Source organism: Planctobacterium sp. AWM4_229, from assembly GCF_056160305.1.
In genome coordinates this window covers 249,017-267,543 of sequence record NZ_JBSWWX010000007.1, presented here as the reverse complement: position 1 = coordinate 267,543, position 18,527 = coordinate 249,017, and the positions used below count along the sequence as shown (strand labels likewise).

Below are 18,527 nucleotides of genomic sequence, written 5' to 3'. Positions count from 1 at the left end.
AGTTAATATTTTTTAATTAAAATCAAAGGTAAAAAAATATTGTTTGCCATCATAATTGACATTAGGTATTGGTCTGCTCTGTTATGTGGAGCTGGTTTTGGATTGTCTGCAGCTGAGTATCAGATAGCGATGGAAAGTCCCAGATAAACAGTCCACCAATATCGAAGTGCAATACTTGTTGTAAAAAGAAATTCAGATTCCAGCTATTGAGCCCTCTTGGGGTCAGAGCAAGTATCACTTTTTTGCGCGATACACCGTTGTCATTGATGGTGCGATCGATAGCCTGAGCAACATTGGCCTCAATATCTGCTTGTGACCACATAGCCGAGGCATAGCACATAAGGATAAAGCGATCAGCTGCGCCGGTGTTGCTGATCTTCTGCACTGCGGCATTGATATTTTGCCCTTTGCTAGAAACCAGGGGATTGTTGTAGTCCCAGCCAGCTAAGAAGGTATAGCTGGTTTGTTTTGGTTTTAAGCGTTGCATGGTGGTGATTAGATTATCAATATTCATGTTGCACTCATCATCAAAATCCACCCCCTGCCAGCCTTGGTTGTTTGTGGCTGAGACAATGTCGGCTATTTGTCCCTCGTTTTCGGGCATTGCATCAGGTGAGCACAGGCCGCCACCGTAGGTCCATAGTGTTTTGCCGTTGGTTATTTGAGGAGGCGTTCTTAGAGATGGGCTCCAGCCAGGACTCGCCTCAGTGCCAGAAGTCAGTCCGCTTAAATTAGTGATCATGCCATACATGGTATAGCTAAAGCTTGCAGGAGGGCGTTCACTCAATGATTGTGTCCAGCCACCCAGAATGTAGTTGCTCATAAGTGTTTCTCATATATTCCTGATGCCAAATTAAAGCTTAGTTGAAATTTGAGTGATGGTTTTAAAAATTACCCAATAAACAGCATGGCGAAATGAAATTAGTGGGGTGAAAGAGGTTTCGGCTTAGTGTTGGGAGAAGATTGCAGGCCATGATGAGGCATTGAGCATCGATTACTTTTTATCACATTTCTAAACATTTATGGCGAGTCTTTAAGCAATGTGTTTGGTCATAATTTTGCCTGAGGGAAATTTTCAGGAACAAAAGAATGAATAAATACATTAGTGTTAACCGGTTCAGGATTCTGTTATTGAGCTCGATGCTTTCAAGTGTTGCAGCCTTGGCTGCTCCTGTAAGCGCTGCAAAAGTTCAGCAACAGTTGCTGCCAGTTAAACTACAACAACAAAGCTTCGCCCAGCCCGCTGCAACGGGTAAGGGGCAAGTAACGCAAAAAAACATCCGACAGCTCGCTCATAACAGACCCGCGGAACTGGTGGCCAATCGTTTTTTGCTGGAGTTCTTTGATGCACCAGTGGCTAAAAGTTTGACCAGCAGTGGCAACCCACAAGCGAAACAGCAAGGCGTGTCTGGCTCAGCTGCACAGTCTCTAAGAAAACAACTACACGTCAAACAAAAGTCCTTACTTGCCCGGATTAGCTCACAAGTTCCTGAAATGAAGGTTCATACATTACACCAGATATTGTTCAATGGCGCTCAGGTTGAACTCAATGCCACACAGTTAAATAAGCTCCGTGCTCAACCCGAAGTTAAAGCTGTTTATCCCGTCAGGAAACGTTATCTGGATTTAGATGCCAGTCACCAGGTCACCCAAACTATCCAGGCGTGGCAATCCGTTGGTGGGCAAAGTGAGGCGGGTATAGGCATTAAAATAGCCGTGGTTGATACCGGGATCCGGCCTGAAAATCCCATGTTTAGTGATACGGGCTTTGCTGCTGTGGACTTGTCGGAAAATACCCACTTAAATAACAACCCCGACTATTGTCGCGCAGCAGAAGGGGAGCCTGATTTTTGTAATAACAAGTTAGTGGTGGCCCGTGCCATTGATCCCGCTCAACACGGTATGCAAGTGTACGCTGGAGAGTACTCATCGCCTTTGGGTTTTGATGGCCACGGTACTCACGTTGCCGGTATCGCTGCTGGCAATCCCGTGAATATTGAATTCAACAAAGCCACTCTGGATATCTCAGGAGTCGCTCCCGGCGCACAATTAATGATTTATAAAGCCCTGTATATGAGTGATTTGGGCGTGGCCTTTGGTACCGATACCATGTTGCTTGAAGCCCTTGAATTAGCAGTTCTGGACGGCGCGAACGTGATCAACAATTCTTGGGGGGCGGGCAGTGGGGAAGACCCGGCTGCGTCTATCTACAATCAGGCGTTTGCCAGTGCCGAGGCGGCAGGGATTGTGGTAGTGAATGCGGCTGGCAATACGGGACATCCCGGTGCCACCATTAATTGTCCCGCTTGTATTGAGTCTGGTATCGCAGTGGCCAATACTACCCACGGCCGCTTTATCGGTCATCGCCTGGAAGTGAATGGCAAAAGTTTCCTTGCCTATCAGGGCAGTAACGATCAGTTGCAAGCGCCACTGCAACTTAAACTGATGTCTTTAAACAGCCTCAGTCCATTGGATGATACCGGCTGTGGGGCATTGGATACCGATTATTTTACGGGAGCCATAGTTTTGGTGGATTACCGACCTTTTTGCACCGTGGAAGAGGTGGCTAACAACATCAAAAATGGCGGCGGTGAAGCGGTGCTCATTTATCAAGCCGGAGCGTTTGGCATGGGAACTTACGAACCCTTCATTCCGTTTGAAGGACAATACAGTATTCCTGTATTTGGCCTCTCCCGGGAAAATGGTAATCAGATTTTCGATGACGCTTACGAAGGTGATTACACGCTTACCCTGAGCAGTGAAGCTGAGCAGGGTATTGAGAGTCAATATGTAGACATTGTTAACCCGTTCAGCTCTACAGGGCCAAATAATGATCCAAGCGTGCTTAAACCAGATTTAGCTGCGCCGGGTACTCATGTGTTATCTGCTTATTCTCCTGATGAATTTGTATTTAATCCTTTCCCGGACGGACCGGGTGGGCTCAGAAGTGGTAATGACGACCCATCAGCAGTATTTGCCATGCTTACCGGTACCAGTATGGCGTCACCACAGGTAACTGGAGCCGCGGCACTGTTGAAGCAGCAATATCCTGATTGGTCTCCCGCTCAAATAAAATCGGCTTTGATGTCCACATCTGCAACTGAAACCTGGTTAGGAACTGATCCCGCCAATGCTTTCGAACAAGGGGCCGGTCGTTTAGATACTTTCGCTGCACTCAATAGCCAATTGCGTTTTGCTTCGCCTTCGTGGTCGTCTCCAGCATGTATTGGCACTTGTAGTTATCAAAATACACTGAACAATGAAACTGACGAGTCGCAGCAATGGCAACTGGAAATCGAATTTTTTGATGGCGAAACACAAGGGCAGGTATCACCAGAAAGTATCACTCTGGCGGCGGCAGGGGAAGAAAACGACAGTGCTGATATTAGTATTGTGGTGGATGCCTCAAGAGCCAATCCAGAACATAGATTGTATGATAAATGGGTGTTTGGAAGGCTCACTGCCACTAATGTCGATGGTGAGCAGCAACACATGCCAGTGGTTATTTACGCGAATGATAGCAGCGATGAGGGCAGTTTATTGGTGAGTTACGATGGTATTGATTTACAAAGTCAAAATGACATCGAATTTACCACTCGTATCCGTAATATCAGCACCAGTTCACAAGCAAGTGCCACCTTAAGTGCGCCTGAGAATGCACGCTTCGTGACGGGGACTGAAAGTATTTCCCTGGAGAATGCCGAAACCACAGAGTTAACGCTGTCTGAAGATGGAAAATCATTGTACTGGCAGGGAGTTTTGCAGCCGGGTAGCATGACTTTGCAACAGCAGGCGTTGTGGGATGACTTCACGCTTTCCGCTGCCGATGTGGCGCCATTGCCTTGTCCGGATGGTTGTAACGGTTTTAATACCATTGTTGAATTTGATTTTAAGTTTAACGGCGATGACTACCAGACTTTGACGATATCAGACAATGGTTTCGTGGTGCCCGGTAGTAGAAATTTTGGCTTTTTTACTGCTTTGTTTAACCAGCATTTTCCACAGGCTGACAATCTCAATAACATCATTGCGCCATTCTGGACGGAGTTCGACTTATTAGATAATGACTTACCGGGCGATACTGGAGCAGGGTATTTGCGCGCGGCTATTAGGGTTATTGACGATAACAACTATCTCGTGGTGGAGTGGGATAATGTAGCGCTTTACAATCCCAATGAGCTGGGGGAAGGAGAGGATGATTTTCCGGAAGACGACTTTCCTGAAGAGGATGAGCCCACAACACCTGGCGTAGAAGAGCCGCTAAACACTGGCTTCACTTTCCAGATCATTATCCAGGAAAACAGCGACAATATCTGGTTCAATTACCTTACCATCCCTGAGACACCGGCATTTTTGACAGTTGGTGCGGAGAATAGCGACGGCACTATTGGCAACAGTTATTACTTTTACGATGAGTCATCACCGGCCGTCGGCACTGTGCCCACATCCGGTATGGCATTGCAGTTGTTAGCCACTGAAGAGGGGGAGGTGCAGATTCACACTGAGCTTGCGCTTGTCAACGGACAAGATTATGCACAGGAGGATTTTCGGGAAGTAGAAGAAGATAGCAGTATAACGATTGACGTTGCAGCCAATGATATCAGCTACAGTGCCGTTACCCTGACCTCCGAATTAGAATTGCAACAAACCCACAAAGCTATATCAACTGCAAGGGTTGAGGCGACCGGAGGATTGAATATGAGCTCAATCGAGGTAGTCAATAGTGCATCTCATGGCACAGTTTCGATTAACGAAGGGCAGGTGATTTATCAGCCTGAAGCGGACTTTTTCGGAGATGATGTTTTTACCTATCGCATCGCCGATGGGGCTGGCCATTATTCAGCTGAAGCTAAAGTAAACATTAATGTCTTAGCTGTTAACGATGCCCCTGAACTCGCCGCTTTCTCGCCTCAAACTGTCAGTGCAGGGCAAACTGTGGTGATAGCTCCACAGGCTATTGATGTGGATAGTGATGCGCTGAGTTTTTCTATTGTGCAGACTGCTGGATTGATAGTGCCGATAGCAAGTAACGAGCAGAGCTTCGAATTTACTGCGCCAGATGTCAGTGAAGATACCCTGTTCCGCTTTGAAGTAAGCGCAGATGACGGACAAACTAGCAGTGCAGCACAAGCAATAGAAATAACTGTCGAAAAGCCGCGTTCTTCAGGTGGAAGTCTGTATTGGCTGTTGGGCTTAATCGCATTGGCATTACTGGTGCGTTTTTCTTGTGCCAACGTCAGGGAACTCTACACAGCGATTAAAGAGTAATTTTATGTGAGAACGCGATGCAGGAAGCATCGCGTTTTTTGAACAGTCTTTTTGGTTTTATAATGGATTGTTTTCGCTCTATGGGTTTGTGTCTCGCACCAATTTAAAGGCGTATGGTTCGTATTCTTCAGCGTCATGCCAGGTATCGCCACTGTTCATAAATACAAACCAGATTTCATTGCTGTCATTAAATGGGGATGAACTCCACAGTGCTGTGCCCACTGCACCAGGAAAAACGCTGAGGTTCATGGCGGGATCTACGCACTGGTTTTCTACTATGCTCAATAACTCCTTGATATTTGGCACGCGCCAGTCATCATAACCTGCGTATTGAGCATTCTCTGCAATATCCAATGCTTCATTCCAGTAAGCCGCTACGCCTGCTGGGTTGCAAGTACCATTGGCATAGGTTTCGCCGTAGAGACAGGTTTGCCACATTAAATTGGTACTGGTGTCGGTTACCGTGCCATTATCGTGAATGATGAATTGTTCTGTTGGCGTTGATGCTGGTACAGCATCTAAGCATGTTTGTTGTGATTGTGCCTGAGTAAAATGGCTGATTAGCAGTGCACATAATAAAGTTGTCAGTTTATTCATGTTGGGCAAATCCTTATTGCGTAAAGTTACGGTTAACCAGACGAACTTTCAAAGCGTTGTCATGTCTATACATGGCAATATTGCCTGATTGAAATTGAGCTATTTTGATAAAACCTGAAAAGTGCTCGGTTGGAATAATGGGGGTGTTTGACCACACGTTTTGGCCCATGCCTTCATTGATAAACCAATCGCTGGATATAGCTGGGGATATTTTTCCATAATTTACAAGACTATTGAGTTCGTTGATGCTGGGCAAATCCCAGTCACTCCGACCGCAAAGCGCAATTGCATTAATGGCACTTACGTACGCCGTCGTGTTGCAACTTTCAAGAGTACAAACTCCAGCTGATTCGGTACCTTCTACGCCAGCTTCCAGCATTGTTTGATTCGGGAACCAAGCGTAAGTGTTATCTATGTCTTGCAACCCACCATCATTGCTCTTAACTTCCCATACTAATTGGCTTACTTCGTCTTTCAAACAAGACCAGGTTGTCGCTTCGTCCGATAGTTCATTTCCTGCAGCGTCTAGCTTGGTGTACTGAAAACCATCGTTCAACAAATTATATTGACGTGCAGACAAGCCGATATGTCCGTCCTGACCTTTGGGGATTCGATCTCCTTCATCGTCAACTTCTTTCGAGCAATCAAGACCGGAAGAGGCATTCGTTAATCCTGGTGCAACTTCATCAATACAGGTGGAAATGCCGGTATCACTGATTTTGGGTAAAGCCAACAATTGGATGGTGAGACTCGCCTCATCTGTCAGCCCATCGTCGTCTGTTACTTGCACTATATATTGCGGCATTGAGCCAGGCTCAAAGCCCCTCAGATCAAGATGCAGTGGGCATCCCTCAAAATCGAGGCGATCTCCTTGAGTCGAAGTAATGGATATTGTGTCGATCTGTCCATCAATATCGGAAACCTCGCAATCCAATATGGCTTTTTTCACCGGGTAGGTGACAATGGTGTCTGAATCAAAGGACACCAAAGGCGAAGACTCGGTGGCAAAAACTTCTACTGAAGCTGTTGCGGTAGTTGGTACAACATCGAAATCACTCACTGAAACTTCGAATTCTAGCTGAATCATATTTTGCTCAAGTGTGACAGAGGGGGCAGTAAACGAGAGGGTATCCGTTGTGTGTCCTGCCAATTCAACTGTTGGTCCGGAGATTTGTTGCCAGGTAATTTCGAACTCGTCATTGTCTGGATCGGTAATTTCAATCTCAATAGTGACTGCTTCGCCTTCATTTATTTGGGTTAGGGGGATTGCGGCGATTCGAGGTAGCCGATTCTCTCCGGGATCATCTCCGTCCCAACTGCAGGCAAAAAACAGGGTAGAGGCAATTAAAATAGTTAAATGTTTAGTGAGTCTGTTCAATTAATTTCTCCTTTTATTTGAACGGTCTTGTCTTTTGCGGCTTAAAGTGGAGCAGAGGTATTTGCTGTTCCCGGTAGCTTAACGTGTGTGGGTGAAAATTTATTCTCTTTTGCAGCAAAAAAGTCACTTAAAACGATACTCTTACTGTGCCGATAAAAGCAGACGGGGAGAATGAAGCGCTAAATGAATTGGCATAAGCATGATATCTTGGTGAAAATTTAATGCTAAGTCATGCTTCTCTGAAATGATTAAGGAGCGAAGTTGAAAACTGTAATTTACGGTGCCGGTTCTATCGGGTGCTATATTGGTGCCATTTTACACCAGCAGCAGATTGATGTTTGTTTGCTGGGACGACAGCGGCTTCAGGATGAAATTGAGTCGGCAGGCGGTATTTATTTATCTGATTATGAAGGTCGCAACGACTGCGTTGAAGATGTGCCTTTTGCCACCACACCAGAGGTGCTTGGCACAGCGGATACTATTCTGGTCACACTTAAGTGCACCGCGATTGAATCCGCAATTTCTGAACTGCGACAATTCGCCTCACCTTCGGCTTTAATTGTGTGTATGCAAAACGGTGTCGGCGCTGTTGAATTGGTGCAACAAGCTTTGCCAAATCACAAAGTATTAACCGGTATCACACCCTTTAATGTGGTGCAGTCACAAGGGGCACGTTTTCATCGCGCTACTGAAGGCGCATTGCATTTGCCCATTTATTCTAGCTTGATGTCTTTGCAGCAAGCCTGGCAAGCTTATGGTTTGGGCTGCGAGCTGAATGAAAACTTGACCGCCATCGTATGGGGCAAGTTGTTGTTAAATTTGAATAACGCCATCAATGCGCTTTCGGATATTCCTTTAAAAGCACAGCTAGAGCAAAGAGCTTATCGGCTGGTTTTAGCGCAATGTCAGTTGGAATTACTGGCGTATTGCCGCGCCATGAATATTGAACTGGCCAAACTAACTGCAGTATCTCCGGGTATGATACCAAGAATACTAAAGTTACCCGATTGGCTGTTTAAACTCATTGCCCAAAAAATGTTGGCAATTGATCCTCAGGCTCGCTCTTCCATGTGGGAGGATGTCCAAGGCGGCAGAAAGACTGAAGTTGATTTCCTCAATGGTGCGGTGGCTCGTCTGGCCGAATCCCAAGGCATGCAAGCACCGGCGAATCGAGCCATTACACGTCTCATAAACGAAGTGGAATCTGGTAATCGTCAATCCGGTATTAATGGGGAAGACTTACTGAGGTTATCTCGTTCTACAACCTCAGGTAAATAAACAATGGCACAATGGAGGTCTGTTGCAGGTGTTGTTACTCAGGGCCATCAGGTGGCTTCCGGGAAAGCGAAAGACAGCCCCTATCCCGATGGTAGCATTCCTTTGCAGATGCCATTTTTCAAAGAGCTGGGGCTGGATCTGAGCCACTGCTTTCCCGGCACATTAAACATCGCCATAACGCCGCACAAGTTTAAAATGCTGCGTCCTTCCTGTACCTTTGAGCGACTGCAATGGATTACCGGGTTTAATGCCGAAACATTTTCATTTGCTGACTGCAAGTTGGTGTTTAGAGGGAAGTCTGTGAAGGGGTATGTGTATTACCCGCACCCAGAGACAAAAACTCAGCACTTTCACAATGACCAGCTTTTGGAAGTGATTTGTCCTCTGGTTGAGGGGATTCAGTACGGAGACAAAGTGTGCCTTGAATACTTGCCAGAGCAGATAGATGTTAGTGAGCAATAATAACGAATTTCTAAATATTACAACGTAAACAGGTGTGAAAATAATGCGCAAGTCCAGTTTCTTGATGTTGGTGTTCTTGGGAATGCTGAGCTTTTTATCATTGTCCGGGCAAGAACCCCTTTTACAGGAGGTTCAATTTAAGCGAGCTGTTTTGCTGATAAATGGCCAAAAATTGCAGGTTGAATACGCCGATACCTGGGATTTGCGAGCCCGAGGTTTGATGCACCGCACTGAGCTTTGTCAGCAATGTGGCATGTTATTTAAATTCGACCGCGAAAGGTTAATATCCATGTGGATGAAAAATACCTTAATTCCCTTGGATGTGGCGTTTTTTAAGCAGAATGGTGAAATTGTTGATATCAAGCAAATGCAGCCACTGGATTTGACTTCTGTTCCCAGTTCCCGGCCTGTGCTTTATGCTCTGGAAATGAATGAGGGCTGGTTCGCTGCAAATGGTGTCAAGGAAGGGGATAGCATTGAAGTACTCGAGACGGGAACGACACAGGAGCTTAAGCAATAGAAGTTGTCATCGAATTTGCGAATTCAGTTAAACCTTGTACTCTTTAACAGAGATAGTTGTATTCAAATCTGATAACGATATAAGGAAGCTTTATGCGAATTTTAGGTGTTGATGTTGGCGGTTCTGGTATCAAAGGGGCCATCGTGGATACGGTTACCGGAGAAATGCTGACGGAGCGTCATCGGATACCCACTCCGCAACCGGCAACACCTAAAGCGGTTGCTGCTACCATCAATGAATTGGTAATCCATTTCAACTGGAAGGGCCCTATCGGCTGTGGCTTCCCTGCAGCGATACAGCACGGGGTGGCTAAAACTGCAGCAAACGTCGATGACGCCTTTATTGATACCAATATCGAAAAACTCTTTGCCAAAGCCACCGGGTGTGACGTCTATTGTGTTAATGATGCTGACGCTGCGGGGATGGCTGAGTTTAAGTTGGGCAAAGGTAAAGATTATAAAGAAGGCATTGTCATCTTTGTTGCAGTTGGCACCGGATTGGGAACCGCACTATTCACCAACGGTGAGTTGTTACCTAATACAGAGCTTGGGCATATTCACCTGGACAATGGCCATGAGGCAGAACGCTACGCCGCAGATTCTGCTCGAAAACGGGAAGAGTTGAAGTGGAAACATTGGGCGCCACGTTTTAATCACTACTTAAGCACTATGGAAGCCCTGTTTTGGCCAGATCTTTTTATCTTAGGCGGAGGTGCCAGTAAGAAGATGGAAAAATTTGAATCACAGCTTACAGTGAAAACCCCTGTAGTGGCCGCCTCTTTGCTTAACGAGGCGGGTATTATCGGTGCTGCGGTATATGCGGATACCGAGCGAAAACGCCAGCAAGCTATTGCCCGCAAAGCCCGCTTAGCAAAGCGACAAAAGGCGCAGTAAGCTTTGATAAAGGGGCTTTACTGTTTTCACACTCTGGCCCCTTGTAAACCGCCCGTGTGCAGCAATGCCACTTTACTCCGTGGTTTAAAATAGCCTTGTTTTAGTAGCTGCTGCAGAGCAAAAAATAGCTTGCCGCTATACACTGGCTCTACAGGGATTGTGCTTTTTTCACTAAACTGCCGACAAAAGTGGTCCAGCTCGGCATTGCTTTTTGCATAACCACCGTGATGAAATTCATGCCGTATCTGCCATGGATGATACAAAGCCAGGGGCTCTGTTACACAAGCGGCTACCAGATCCTCCAGATAGTTTTGGCCTTTCAGTACGGCAATGCCAGTCACACGAGTTTTACGCTTTAGCTGCCACATCGCCTGTATTATTCCGGCCAATGTGCCACCGCTGGCGACAGGGCAAATAATCTCATCCAGTGTTTCCGGTAATTCTTGAACGAGCTGTGTCATGCCCCAGTGTACTTGCTGACCAGAGCCGCCTTCAGGGACAACGCAATAATCTTCAAGCTGTGCTATTTGCGTGCTCAGCCAGTTGTGGTCTTGCCGCTGCTTATACTGTTGTTTGGTTAGCCAGCGAACATCAGCCTGCCAGGTGCTTAAATCTTTTAGCATGGGGGACAGGTTGTTGCGATAGTCACCCCTGACGAGTGCAATAAACGGGATGTTATGTTGTTTACACACATAACCCAGTGCGTGTAAATGATTAGAAAAACCACCGCCAAAACTCACTATGCCGCGGTATTTATCGGGTGGCCAAGGAGAAAACAGTGCCTGCAACTTGCGCCATTTGTTGCCGGATACAATTGGATGAATAAGGTCGTCGCGTTTAACCTGAATTTGAATGTCATCACATCCAAATACCTCTACTGGTAAAAGTGTTAAAGGCGAAGGGAGTTTAAAGGTGAGAGCGGGTGTTACTGACATAACCTTGGTGGCGGCGGTTGAGATTCAGGAGTATGCTAAGTCTTAGCTTAACATTATTCAAATTGAGACCCGTTTAATTATGGAAATTGTTTTAATCAGTTTATTCCTCGCCACACTTATGCCTATTTTGGCAAAGGCACCATTGGCATTGGAAATGCACAAACTTAAAGGCTACGACAATCGCAACCCCAGGCAACAACAAGACCAATTACAAGGTTTTGGCGCGCGCTGTAAAGCCGCCCATTACAACAGTTTTGAGGCATTAATCATGTATATGCCCGGTGCCCTGGCCGTTGTCGCTGTGGACGCCGTTACTCAGCTGACTGAATACTATGCCATGGGGTTTGTCTTTGTGCGTTTTTGTTATTTGCTGATGTATTGGTTAGATCAGCACGTATTGCGCAGTTTGTTTTGGGGCGTGGGCTTTGTCTTATCTTTATTAATGTTATGGCAAGCCATGGCAATGGTGGCTACCTGGTAGCAAATCAGTGGATTACGAGCGTTGAAATTTATCCGATTCCGGATAGGGGATAACGTGAATAATATCGCCATTAGCCACTTGCTTTTGCACGTTCTGCCAATACTCGGGGGTAAACAGGTCGGCGTGTAACTCCTTAAAAATGGCTTTTAGTTCCCGCTTGCCGATAATAAAGTGTTCGAATTGTTCCGGGAATACATCATTGGGTGCCACAGATAAGGTGTCCATCGCATAGGGATCATCTGATTGCGGTATCTTGCGGAAATTGCGCTCTGACATGTAGCAAATTTCATCATAGTCGTAAAAAATCACGCGACCATGACGGGTGATGCCGAAGTTTTTATGCAACATATCTCCCGGGAATATGTTCGCGGCAGCAATTTGTTTGATAGCCAAACCAAGATCTAATATGGCGTTGCGTATTTTGTCGGGGTCAGTTTCATTGGCAAGATAAATATTGAGAGGCGTCATTTTACGTTCAATGTAGAGGTGCTTAATGAGTACCTCGTTTTCCAGTATCTCAATACTATTGCCACAAGTGTCTTGCAGTTCTTGTAGTAAATCTGGATGTATTCGATTTTTGGGCAGTCTAAAGTTAGCAAATTCATGAGTATCTGCCATACGACCAATACGGTCATGAGACTTCACCAATTTATAGCAATCGATAACGTGCTGTCGGGTGATCTTCTTACTCTCTGCAAACTCGTCCTTGATGATTTTGATCACGACCCCGTAAGACGGGAGGTGAAAACACATCATTACTAAGCCTCTGATGCCAGGAGCAATCTCAAACTGATCGTCTGATTCTTCAAGGTGCTGCAGAAAATTTCGATAAAACACGGTTTTACCATGTTTATAAAAGCCCAACGCCGTGTAGAGTTCAAAGTGCTTCTTGTTGGGCAACAACTCTTGTAAAAAAGCCACTACCTCCGCCGGATACTGCGTATCCACCATAAAATAAGCGCGGGCAAAGCCAAATAAGACGCTCAAATCGCGTTTTTCAGTAAGCAGGGCATCTACATATAGCTCACCGGCTTCACTCATTAACAAAGCCACTACAAAGGGCTTGTAGCCATCCTCAAAGCAAATACGGCCCACGAGGTATGCGGCTCGGCCACGGAAAAACTCAGACTGTAGCATTTCCACACGCTTAACCTGGGTTAGTTGCTCGAAGCTGAGGCGCGCTTTAATAGTGCTTGTGAGGTTATGCAAGTCCCGTTGATAGTTTTCGAACGGTACATTAAACCGGTAGTGGGTGAACATCTGCTGCAGCGTTGATTTAACCGTTTTGTCGGTATCAAAAATATTGATCACTCGAGGTCTGTTCACCCCTGATAAATAGCAGCGACTGGGCAACACAAACATCATACTATCGTCGATTCTCTGGTGTTTGAATATTCGACCAATTACTGAGTTGTAAAAGGTTTCAGCCAGTTCAAATTGTGGATGATCATCCAGCAGTAAAATGAAATCCTGTTTCAAGCTTTGCCAGAATTCAGGGGGCTGCTGTTGTGGTAAAAAAAGCGTATATATTTGCGCTACTGTTTCGGTGAGAATGCTTTCGTAGAGCGAGATCCTGTCACGAGAGGCTTGTTGGCAGGCCCTCCACTGGGAAGTTTCAAAGCGTTTCTTGGCATCTGAAGTGATGCGATTGTATAGCCTGAAGCTCTTTTCAAATCCTTTCAGAATCTCGTAGGCAATTTGTTGATTGGTTACTTGCTCGATTGACATGTCAGAATCCGCTGGTATGTTAACGCAGTCCATCTATTTGCTGACAATAATAGTAATAATACCAATTCCAGTAAATATTTGCACACTCAGCGCAGCCTCAGGGACATTAGTTCGAGGCGTGCGAATGAAAGAATACTGGTGGTCTTGTGAGCTTCGCACAACAAAGAAATAATGTTTCTGAGGCGCGTCTTCGATGGGGCTGAAAAGCATTTATACGGTGTTGGATGTTTTTGATTTAGGCCCACTAGACCTGCAAACATCCGCCTTGCCTAAATGCTTTTCATCTCCCACTGAGGAGAGTAAATGTTTACTGGAATTGGTATAAATCAATAATGGAAGTCCTGATAAGGTATGAGTTTCCCCGTTTTAATCTGTGATGATTCAAAACTTGGTCGAAAATCGGTAGAGCGCAGTTTACCTGACGGCTTAGCCGCTGAGATCTATATGGCAAGCCATGGTCAAGAGGCAATGGAGCTGTTGCGGGCCAAACCCATAACTATTCTGTTTCTGGATTTGACCATGCCGGTTATGGATGGCGTTGAAGTATTAGAGGCAATTCGGGCGGAGCGTATCGAAGTTTTTGTTATCGTCGTTTCTGGCGATGTGCAACCTAAGATGCGCGACAGAGTACTGGGGCTGGGTGCGTTGGATTTTATAAAAAAGCCCGTTTCTCAGGAAAAGCTTTTAGAATCTTTGCAAATGTACGGTTTATACTAACTACTGCTCTTTGTAACTATTACTCGTCGTCATCGTCATCATCGTCGTTGTCTTCATCATCTTCGTCTGAAAACACATCAGGTGTGACTGCATCAACAACATCAACAGTTCCTTCCACTACGGTGGTGGTAATACCTACTGCAGCATCCACAACTGCTACAGCGACACAGCCAGTTAAATTAATGCAAAAAACTACGATTAGAATTAAAAGATAAACGGGTTTCATTATTATTGTTCTCCTTCTAAGGTCGGCAATGTATCGCTAATGAGGGAGCACTTGCAAGGCGAAAAACTAATATAGCGACGCTATCGACTCTTTAATATGTAACTGACGTTTAATGGCAGTAATTTCATCCTTATTTTCAGCCAGAAATTGATTCAATCGATTGATCAACTGCGGGTGTTTGATACTGGCAAATTGAAATTCAGGGTTTGATAACGGCAGGTTGGTATCGAGTACCAAACCAAATCCGTATTGTAGGTTGAGGTGTTCGGCAACATTGTATTCAACGTCAGCGGCTTGCACTCGATTGTTGACCACCATTTGCAATGCCATTTTGGCATCGGGTACCCCAAATATTTGTATTTGTCTGGCTTCCTGTTCTTCATTCCATTTTACCGGAGTGAAGCCGAAGGGAATGCTAATGGCGCGGATCTTTTTCAGGGGTATTCCGGTTTCAGCCACCATTGTACCGGAAATAGAAGTTACCAATGGGGCGCTGTACATTACACTACCTGCTTTATCCTTGTACCAGCGCTGGTTTGCAGGGTAGATCAGGTCCACCTCCTGGCTTTCAAAAAACGCGTATTCCAGTCGTTTGGTAGGTAGAGCAACCGGTTGCAACACAATAGCTGTTTTTAACTCAAACAGGGCGATTACTTCTTCCAGAAAAGAATTTTTGTCTTGGTCAGCAAAATTGTAATGGGGGAAAAAATCAAAATTCTGCACGCCCAAGGTATATGTTTCAGGCTGAATAGATTGTATTTCTTGCTGAGCCGCAATGACAGAGTTCGACCACAAAACCCACAACAATCCCACACTAAGGTATTTAATTGGATACAGGCGCATATCGAATAACTAGCTCAAGGATAATTACGGTTTATATTAGCATTAAAAGTAAGGCCCTGTTGAGGGCCGTTTCAACAGAGAGTTTACGTTTCATCTAGCGGAGAGATGACTCGCTGGCTGCGGGGTAAATAGTAATTGTCGTAATCCAAAGAAAAGGCCACCGTTTCTGATTTACCGACAATTTCGTTGCGAGGTACAAAGCCTATAGCTCTGGAGTCTGCGCTGTTGTCCCTGTTATCGCCCAATACCAGGTAGTGTCCGGATGGGACAGTCACTTCTGCGAAATTAGAAGCTCTGGTATTGGCATTTCTTATTCTTATTTTGTGTGTTGTTTCCCCGAGGACTTCATTTAGCACTTTAAAACCATCTTGCTCAGAAACAGCGGTGTATTTGAGCGCAGCACCATTGACAAAGAGTCGATTGTTTTTCATTGCTACCCGGTCACCGGGGACGCCAATAACGCGTTTCACCAAACGTTTATCAGATACCTTGGAATCAAAAATAATGACATCGCCTCTCGCCGGGTCATTAAGCTTGTGTAGTGAAACGTGGGTCAAAGGAAAACGAATGTCGTAGGCGAGTTTATCCACCAATATTTGGTCGCCGATTTCAATAGTGGGTTGCATTGAGCCAGTTGGCACGTGGTTCCAATCAGCCACCGCACTGCGAAACATCACCATTAAACCAATAAACAATAAAAATAGTTTATTTTCCTGCCATATTGCGTTTAGTTTACTCATTCACTTACCTGTTAGCTTGTTAAACACTGAGTTCGACAAACAATAGTAATGCAGAGTTTCAATTTATTACTCGTGGAGCTGTTACAAAATATTTAAAACAGATTCGCCAGCATCTCCGGTTCACCTGTCAGCTTGTTTGCCAAACCCACAAGGCGGTCCTAGACTCAGTGATAAAAGGCATAATAAGTTGCATTAAATTAAGATTTGTACGTGATTACTTATGCTAAAAAAATGCATAAAAAGTCGCATGGTGATTGCTTTTTGTGCAGTTTGAGTTTGTGTTTCAGGCGATTGTCTGGTTATTATTCAGGTTTGGTGTAAAAAGAACAGTTATCTATGACAGACGATATTTATTCAGTGTTGCTCGATGCTGCGGGGTTGCTCCTTGTAGGGATGGCCGTTGTATTTGTTTTTTTAACAATACTCATCGGCGCTATCCATCTTATTGAGTGGGTGTGCAATAAGCTGCCCGATGCACCAGAATCCCAAATAAAACCTCAGGTATCGGGGACGCAAGCAGAGGTGATTAGTCCGCAAGTCTTAGCCGCAATTAGCTCTGCCGTGCACCAGTATCGAAATAAAAAACAATAAAAATAATAAAGCATCAACGACGCTCAATGTGCCAATGCACAAAAAATAAACTGCATCATTTGTTGAAGAGGAAATTATTATGGCTAAACCGCTGGCCTTAACGGAGTTGGTATTGAGAGACGCTCACCAGTCTTTGCTGGCTACTCGCATGCGTCTTGAAGACATGCTACCCATCGCACCAAAACTTGACCAGGTTGGTTATTGGTCCATGGAGTCGTGGGGTGGCGCGACATTCGATGCGTGCATTCGTTATTTGGGGGAAGATCCATGGGAGCGTATCCGCAAATTAAAAGCGGCAATGCCAAATACCAAGCAGCAAATGCTTTTGCGCGGTCAAAACCTTTTGGGCTATCGCCATTATGCCGACGATGTGGTGGAAAAATTTGTTGAGCGGGCTCATAGCAATGGTGTTGATGTTTTCCGCATTTTTGATGCCATGAATGATATCCGCAACTTGCAGACTGCGATTAAGTCTGCGATTGCAGTTGGTGCCCACGCGCAAGGCACGATTTCATACACTGTTAGCCCGGTGCACACATTGTCGTTGTGGCTGGATATGGCCAAACAGTTGGAAGACATGGGCGTCCACTCTATTTGTATTAAAGATATGGCAGGTTTGCTAAAACCTTACGAGTGTGAAGAGTTGATCACTCGACTTAAGGAAACCGTCGCCGTGCCTGTTGCCATGCAGTGCCATGCTACGACAGGATTGAGTACGGCAACTTATCAAAAAGCCATTGATGCAGGCATTGATATGCTTGATACGGCGGTATCGTCCATGAGTATGACTTACGGGCACAGTGCCACCGAAACTATGGTTTCTATTGTCGAAGGAACGGAACGTGACACCGGATTAAATTTGACGCTTTTGGAAGAAATTGCTGCCTATTTTCGCGATGTCAGGAAAAAGTACGCCAAGTTCGAAGGCAGTCTGAAAGGTGTTGATTCGCGAATTTTGATTGCACAAGTACCTGGCGGCATGTTAACCAACATGGAAAATCAATTGCGAGAACAAGGTGCCGCAGACAAATTGGACGAGGTTCTCAAGGAAATTCCTAAAGTTCGCGAGGACCTTGGGTTTATTCCGCTGGTTACGCCCACCTCTCAAATTGTCGGTAGTCAATCGGTACTGAATGTATTAACCGGAGAGCGATATAAAAGTATTACCAAAGAAACTGCGGGTGTACTCAAAGGAGAGTATGGTGCCACGGCAGCACCGGTAAACGCCCAGCTTCAGGCACGAGTTTTGGATGGTACAGAAGCAATAACCTGTCGACCTGCAGATCTCATTGCGGCTGAACTACAAAAGTTAGAATCCGAACTGGATTCACTTGCCAGTGACAAAGGTATTCAATTAGCTGAGCACAAAGTTGATGACGTACTTACCTATGCACTATTCCCTCAGGTGGGATTAAAGTTCCTTGAAAATCGCAATAACCCAGATGCTTTTGAGCCCGCACCTGGTAGTGAACCTGCAGCAGAACCAACAATCGTTGCTTCCGGTAGTGGCCAGGCAGAGGCCTATTCCGTTCGCGTTGATGGCAAAGTCTACCGTGTAGAAGTGGCGCCTGATGGTAGCTTAACGGACGTTGCACCCACCAGTTCAGCAGCGCCAGCTCCGGCGGCACAGACTTCTGTTGCTACACCAGGAGGCGAGGCGCTAAATGCGCCACTCGCTGGTAACATTGTGCGAATTAATGTTGCCGTTGGTCAGGCGGTCAATGCTGGTGATGTGGTATTGATCATGGAGGCCATGAAAATGGAGACTGAAGTGCGAGCAGTTAACGCTGGTACCGTTGCCAATGTTATGGTGAAAGAAGGTGATGCCGTACAGGCCGGTCAGCCTTTGCTAAGTTTTAGCTGAGGAAGC

The 18,527-nt window shown here is 45.6% G+C and carries 17 protein-coding genes; 9 read left to right on the top strand and 8 right to left on the bottom strand.

The features are described from left to right. Positions 1-61: 61 nt before the first annotated feature. Positions 62-823 (bottom strand): hypothetical protein, encoded by a 762-nt coding sequence (locus tag ACXAGP_RS17040; protein ID WP_475262758.1) that lies wholly within the window; start codon positions 821-823, stop codon positions 62-64. 266 nt (positions 824-1,089) lie between these two features. Between ACXAGP_RS17040 and ACXAGP_RS17035 the strand changes: the two genes are divergently transcribed. Further along, positions 1,090-5,268: a S8 family serine peptidase gene (locus tag ACXAGP_RS17035; RefSeq protein WP_475262757.1), complete on the top strand. Its 4,179-nt coding sequence runs from the start codon at positions 1,090-1,092 to the stop codon at positions 5,266-5,268. Positions 5,269-5,346: 78 nt separating this feature from the next. Here ACXAGP_RS17035 and ACXAGP_RS17030 read toward each other — a convergent pair whose 3' ends face one another. Then, positions 5,347-5,865: an Lcl C-terminal domain-containing protein gene (locus tag ACXAGP_RS17030; protein ID WP_475262756.1), complete on the bottom strand. Its 519-nt coding sequence runs from the start codon at positions 5,863-5,865 to the stop codon at positions 5,347-5,349. A gap of 13 nt (positions 5,866-5,878) precedes the next feature. After that, positions 5,879-7,243 (bottom strand): Lcl C-terminal domain-containing protein, encoded by a 1,365-nt coding sequence (locus ACXAGP_RS17025; protein WP_475262755.1) that lies wholly within the window; start codon positions 7,241-7,243, stop codon positions 5,879-5,881. A 261-nt stretch (positions 7,244-7,504) separates the two neighbouring features. Between ACXAGP_RS17025 and ACXAGP_RS17020 the strand changes: the two genes are divergently transcribed. From ACXAGP_RS17020 to ppgK, 4 genes are all read left to right on the top strand, one after another. Then, on the top strand, positions 7,505-8,521 hold the full coding sequence (locus tag ACXAGP_RS17020) for a 2-dehydropantoate 2-reductase (RefSeq protein ID WP_475262754.1): 1,017 nt from the start codon (positions 7,505-7,507) through the stop codon (positions 8,519-8,521). A 3-nt stretch (positions 8,522-8,524) separates the two neighbouring features. Beyond that, positions 8,525-8,983, top strand: coding sequence for a hypothetical protein (locus ACXAGP_RS17015; RefSeq protein ID WP_475262753.1), 459 nt, complete (start codon positions 8,525-8,527; stop codon positions 8,981-8,983). 43 nt (positions 8,984-9,026) lie between these two features. Continuing rightward, entirely contained in the window at positions 9,027-9,503 is a 477-nt protein-coding gene (locus tag ACXAGP_RS17010; protein ID WP_475262752.1) for a DUF192 domain-containing protein, read from the top strand. Positions 9,504-9,595: 92 nt separating this feature from the next. After that, the gene (ppgK, locus tag ACXAGP_RS17005) at positions 9,596-10,396 is read left to right on the top strand and encodes a polyphosphate--glucose phosphotransferase (protein ID WP_475262751.1); all 801 of its coding nucleotides are present in this window, start codon (positions 9,596-9,598) and stop codon (positions 10,394-10,396) included. Positions 10,397-10,422: 26 nt separating this feature from the next. On the opposite strand, the gene ACXAGP_RS17000 is transcribed toward ppgK, so the two are convergent. After that, on the bottom strand, positions 10,423-11,331 hold the full coding sequence (locus ACXAGP_RS17000; protein ID WP_475262750.1) for a 1-aminocyclopropane-1-carboxylate deaminase/D-cysteine desulfhydrase: 909 nt from the start codon (positions 11,329-11,331) through the stop codon (positions 10,423-10,425). A gap of 79 nt (positions 11,332-11,410) precedes the next feature. Between ACXAGP_RS17000 and ACXAGP_RS16995 the strand changes: the two genes are divergently transcribed. After that, positions 11,411-11,812 (top strand): MAPEG family protein, encoded by a 402-nt coding sequence (locus ACXAGP_RS16995; protein ID WP_475262749.1) that lies wholly within the window; start codon positions 11,411-11,413, stop codon positions 11,810-11,812. 12 nt (positions 11,813-11,824) lie between these two features. On the opposite strand, the gene aceK is transcribed toward ACXAGP_RS16995, so the two are convergent. Continuing rightward, positions 11,825-13,540, bottom strand: coding sequence for a bifunctional isocitrate dehydrogenase kinase/phosphatase (aceK, locus tag ACXAGP_RS16990; protein ID WP_475262748.1), 1,716 nt, complete (start codon positions 13,538-13,540; stop codon positions 11,825-11,827). 351 nt (positions 13,541-13,891) lie between these two features. Between aceK and ACXAGP_RS16985 the strand changes: the two genes are divergently transcribed. After that, complete coding sequence (locus ACXAGP_RS16985) at positions 13,892-14,257, top strand: response regulator (RefSeq protein WP_475262747.1); 366 nt, start codon at positions 13,892-13,894, stop codon at positions 14,255-14,257. 19 nt (positions 14,258-14,276) lie between these two features. Here the strand turns inward: ACXAGP_RS16985 and ACXAGP_RS16980 are convergent, their stop codons facing one another. The 3 genes from ACXAGP_RS16980 to lepB all read right to left on the bottom strand — a co-directional run bounded on the left by ACXAGP_RS16980 (position 14,277) and on the right by lepB (position 16,066). Beyond that, positions 14,277-14,483 carry an NF038104 family lipoprotein gene (locus ACXAGP_RS16980; RefSeq protein WP_475262746.1) on the bottom strand — a complete coding sequence of 69 codons (207 nt, stop codon included), beginning with the start codon at positions 14,481-14,483 and terminating at the stop codon, positions 14,277-14,279. A 66-nt stretch (positions 14,484-14,549) separates the two neighbouring features. Then, the gene (locus ACXAGP_RS16975) at positions 14,550-15,326 is read right to left on the bottom strand and encodes a type 2 periplasmic-binding domain-containing protein (protein WP_475262745.1); all 777 of its coding nucleotides are present in this window, start codon (positions 15,324-15,326) and stop codon (positions 14,550-14,552) included. Positions 15,327-15,409: 83 nt separating this feature from the next. Next, positions 15,410-16,066: a signal peptidase I gene (gene lepB / locus ACXAGP_RS16970; protein ID WP_475262744.1), complete on the bottom strand. Its 657-nt coding sequence runs from the start codon at positions 16,064-16,066 to the stop codon at positions 15,410-15,412. A 336-nt stretch (positions 16,067-16,402) separates the two neighbouring features. On the opposite strand from lepB, the gene ACXAGP_RS16965 reads away from it, so the two are divergent. Together ACXAGP_RS16965 and oadA are read left to right on the top strand one after the other, a co-directional pair. Beyond that, complete coding sequence (locus ACXAGP_RS16965; RefSeq protein ID WP_475262743.1) at positions 16,403-16,657, top strand: OadG family protein; 255 nt, start codon at positions 16,403-16,405, stop codon at positions 16,655-16,657. A gap of 79 nt (positions 16,658-16,736) precedes the next feature. Continuing rightward, on the top strand, positions 16,737-18,521 hold the full coding sequence (oadA, locus tag ACXAGP_RS16960) for a sodium-extruding oxaloacetate decarboxylase subunit alpha (protein WP_475262742.1): 1,785 nt from the start codon (positions 16,737-16,739) through the stop codon (positions 18,519-18,521). Positions 18,522-18,527: the final 6 nt, after the last annotated feature.

What these genes read in the sequence shown, in the direction of transcription:
- ACXAGP_RS17040 (WP_475262758.1), bottom strand. Translation starts at nt 823, where the DNA reads ATGAGCAACTACATTCTGGGTGGCTGGACACAATCATTGAGTGAACGC.
- ACXAGP_RS17035 (WP_475262757.1), top strand. Translation starts at nt 1,090, where the DNA reads ATGAATAAATACATTAGTGTTAACCGGTTCAGGATTCTGTTATTGAGC.
- ACXAGP_RS17030 (WP_475262756.1), bottom strand. Translation starts at nt 5,865, where the DNA reads ATGAATAAACTGACAACTTTATTATGTGCACTGCTAATCAGCCATTTT.
- ACXAGP_RS17015 (WP_475262753.1), top strand. Translation starts at nt 8,525, where the DNA reads ATGGCACAATGGAGGTCTGTTGCAGGTGTTGTTACTCAGGGCCATCAG.
- ACXAGP_RS17010 (WP_475262752.1), top strand. Translation starts at nt 9,027, where the DNA reads ATGCGCAAGTCCAGTTTCTTGATGTTGGTGTTCTTGGGAATGCTGAGC.
- ppgK (WP_475262751.1), top strand. Translation starts at nt 9,596, where the DNA reads ATGCGAATTTTAGGTGTTGATGTTGGCGGTTCTGGTATCAAAGGGGCC.
- ACXAGP_RS17000 (WP_475262750.1), bottom strand. Translation starts at nt 11,331, where the DNA reads ATGTCAGTAACACCCGCTCTCACCTTTAAACTCCCTTCGCCTTTAACA.
- ACXAGP_RS16995 (WP_475262749.1), top strand. Translation starts at nt 11,411, where the DNA reads ATGGAAATTGTTTTAATCAGTTTATTCCTCGCCACACTTATGCCTATT.
- aceK (WP_475262748.1), bottom strand. Translation starts at nt 13,540, where the DNA reads ATGTCAATCGAGCAAGTAACCAATCAACAAATTGCCTACGAGATTCTG.
- ACXAGP_RS16985 (WP_475262747.1), top strand. Translation starts at nt 13,892, where the DNA reads ATGAGTTTCCCCGTTTTAATCTGTGATGATTCAAAACTTGGTCGAAAA.
- ACXAGP_RS16980 (WP_475262746.1), bottom strand. Translation starts at nt 14,483, where the DNA reads ATGAAACCCGTTTATCTTTTAATTCTAATCGTAGTTTTTTGCATTAAT.
- ACXAGP_RS16975 (WP_475262745.1), bottom strand. Translation starts at nt 15,326, where the DNA reads ATGCGCCTGTATCCAATTAAATACCTTAGTGTGGGATTGTTGTGGGTT.
- lepB (WP_475262744.1), bottom strand. Translation starts at nt 16,066, where the DNA reads ATGAGTAAACTAAACGCAATATGGCAGGAAAATAAACTATTTTTATTG.
- ACXAGP_RS16965 (WP_475262743.1), top strand. Translation starts at nt 16,403, where the DNA reads ATGACAGACGATATTTATTCAGTGTTGCTCGATGCTGCGGGGTTGCTC.
- oadA (WP_475262742.1), top strand. Translation starts at nt 16,737, where the DNA reads ATGGCTAAACCGCTGGCCTTAACGGAGTTGGTATTGAGAGACGCTCAC.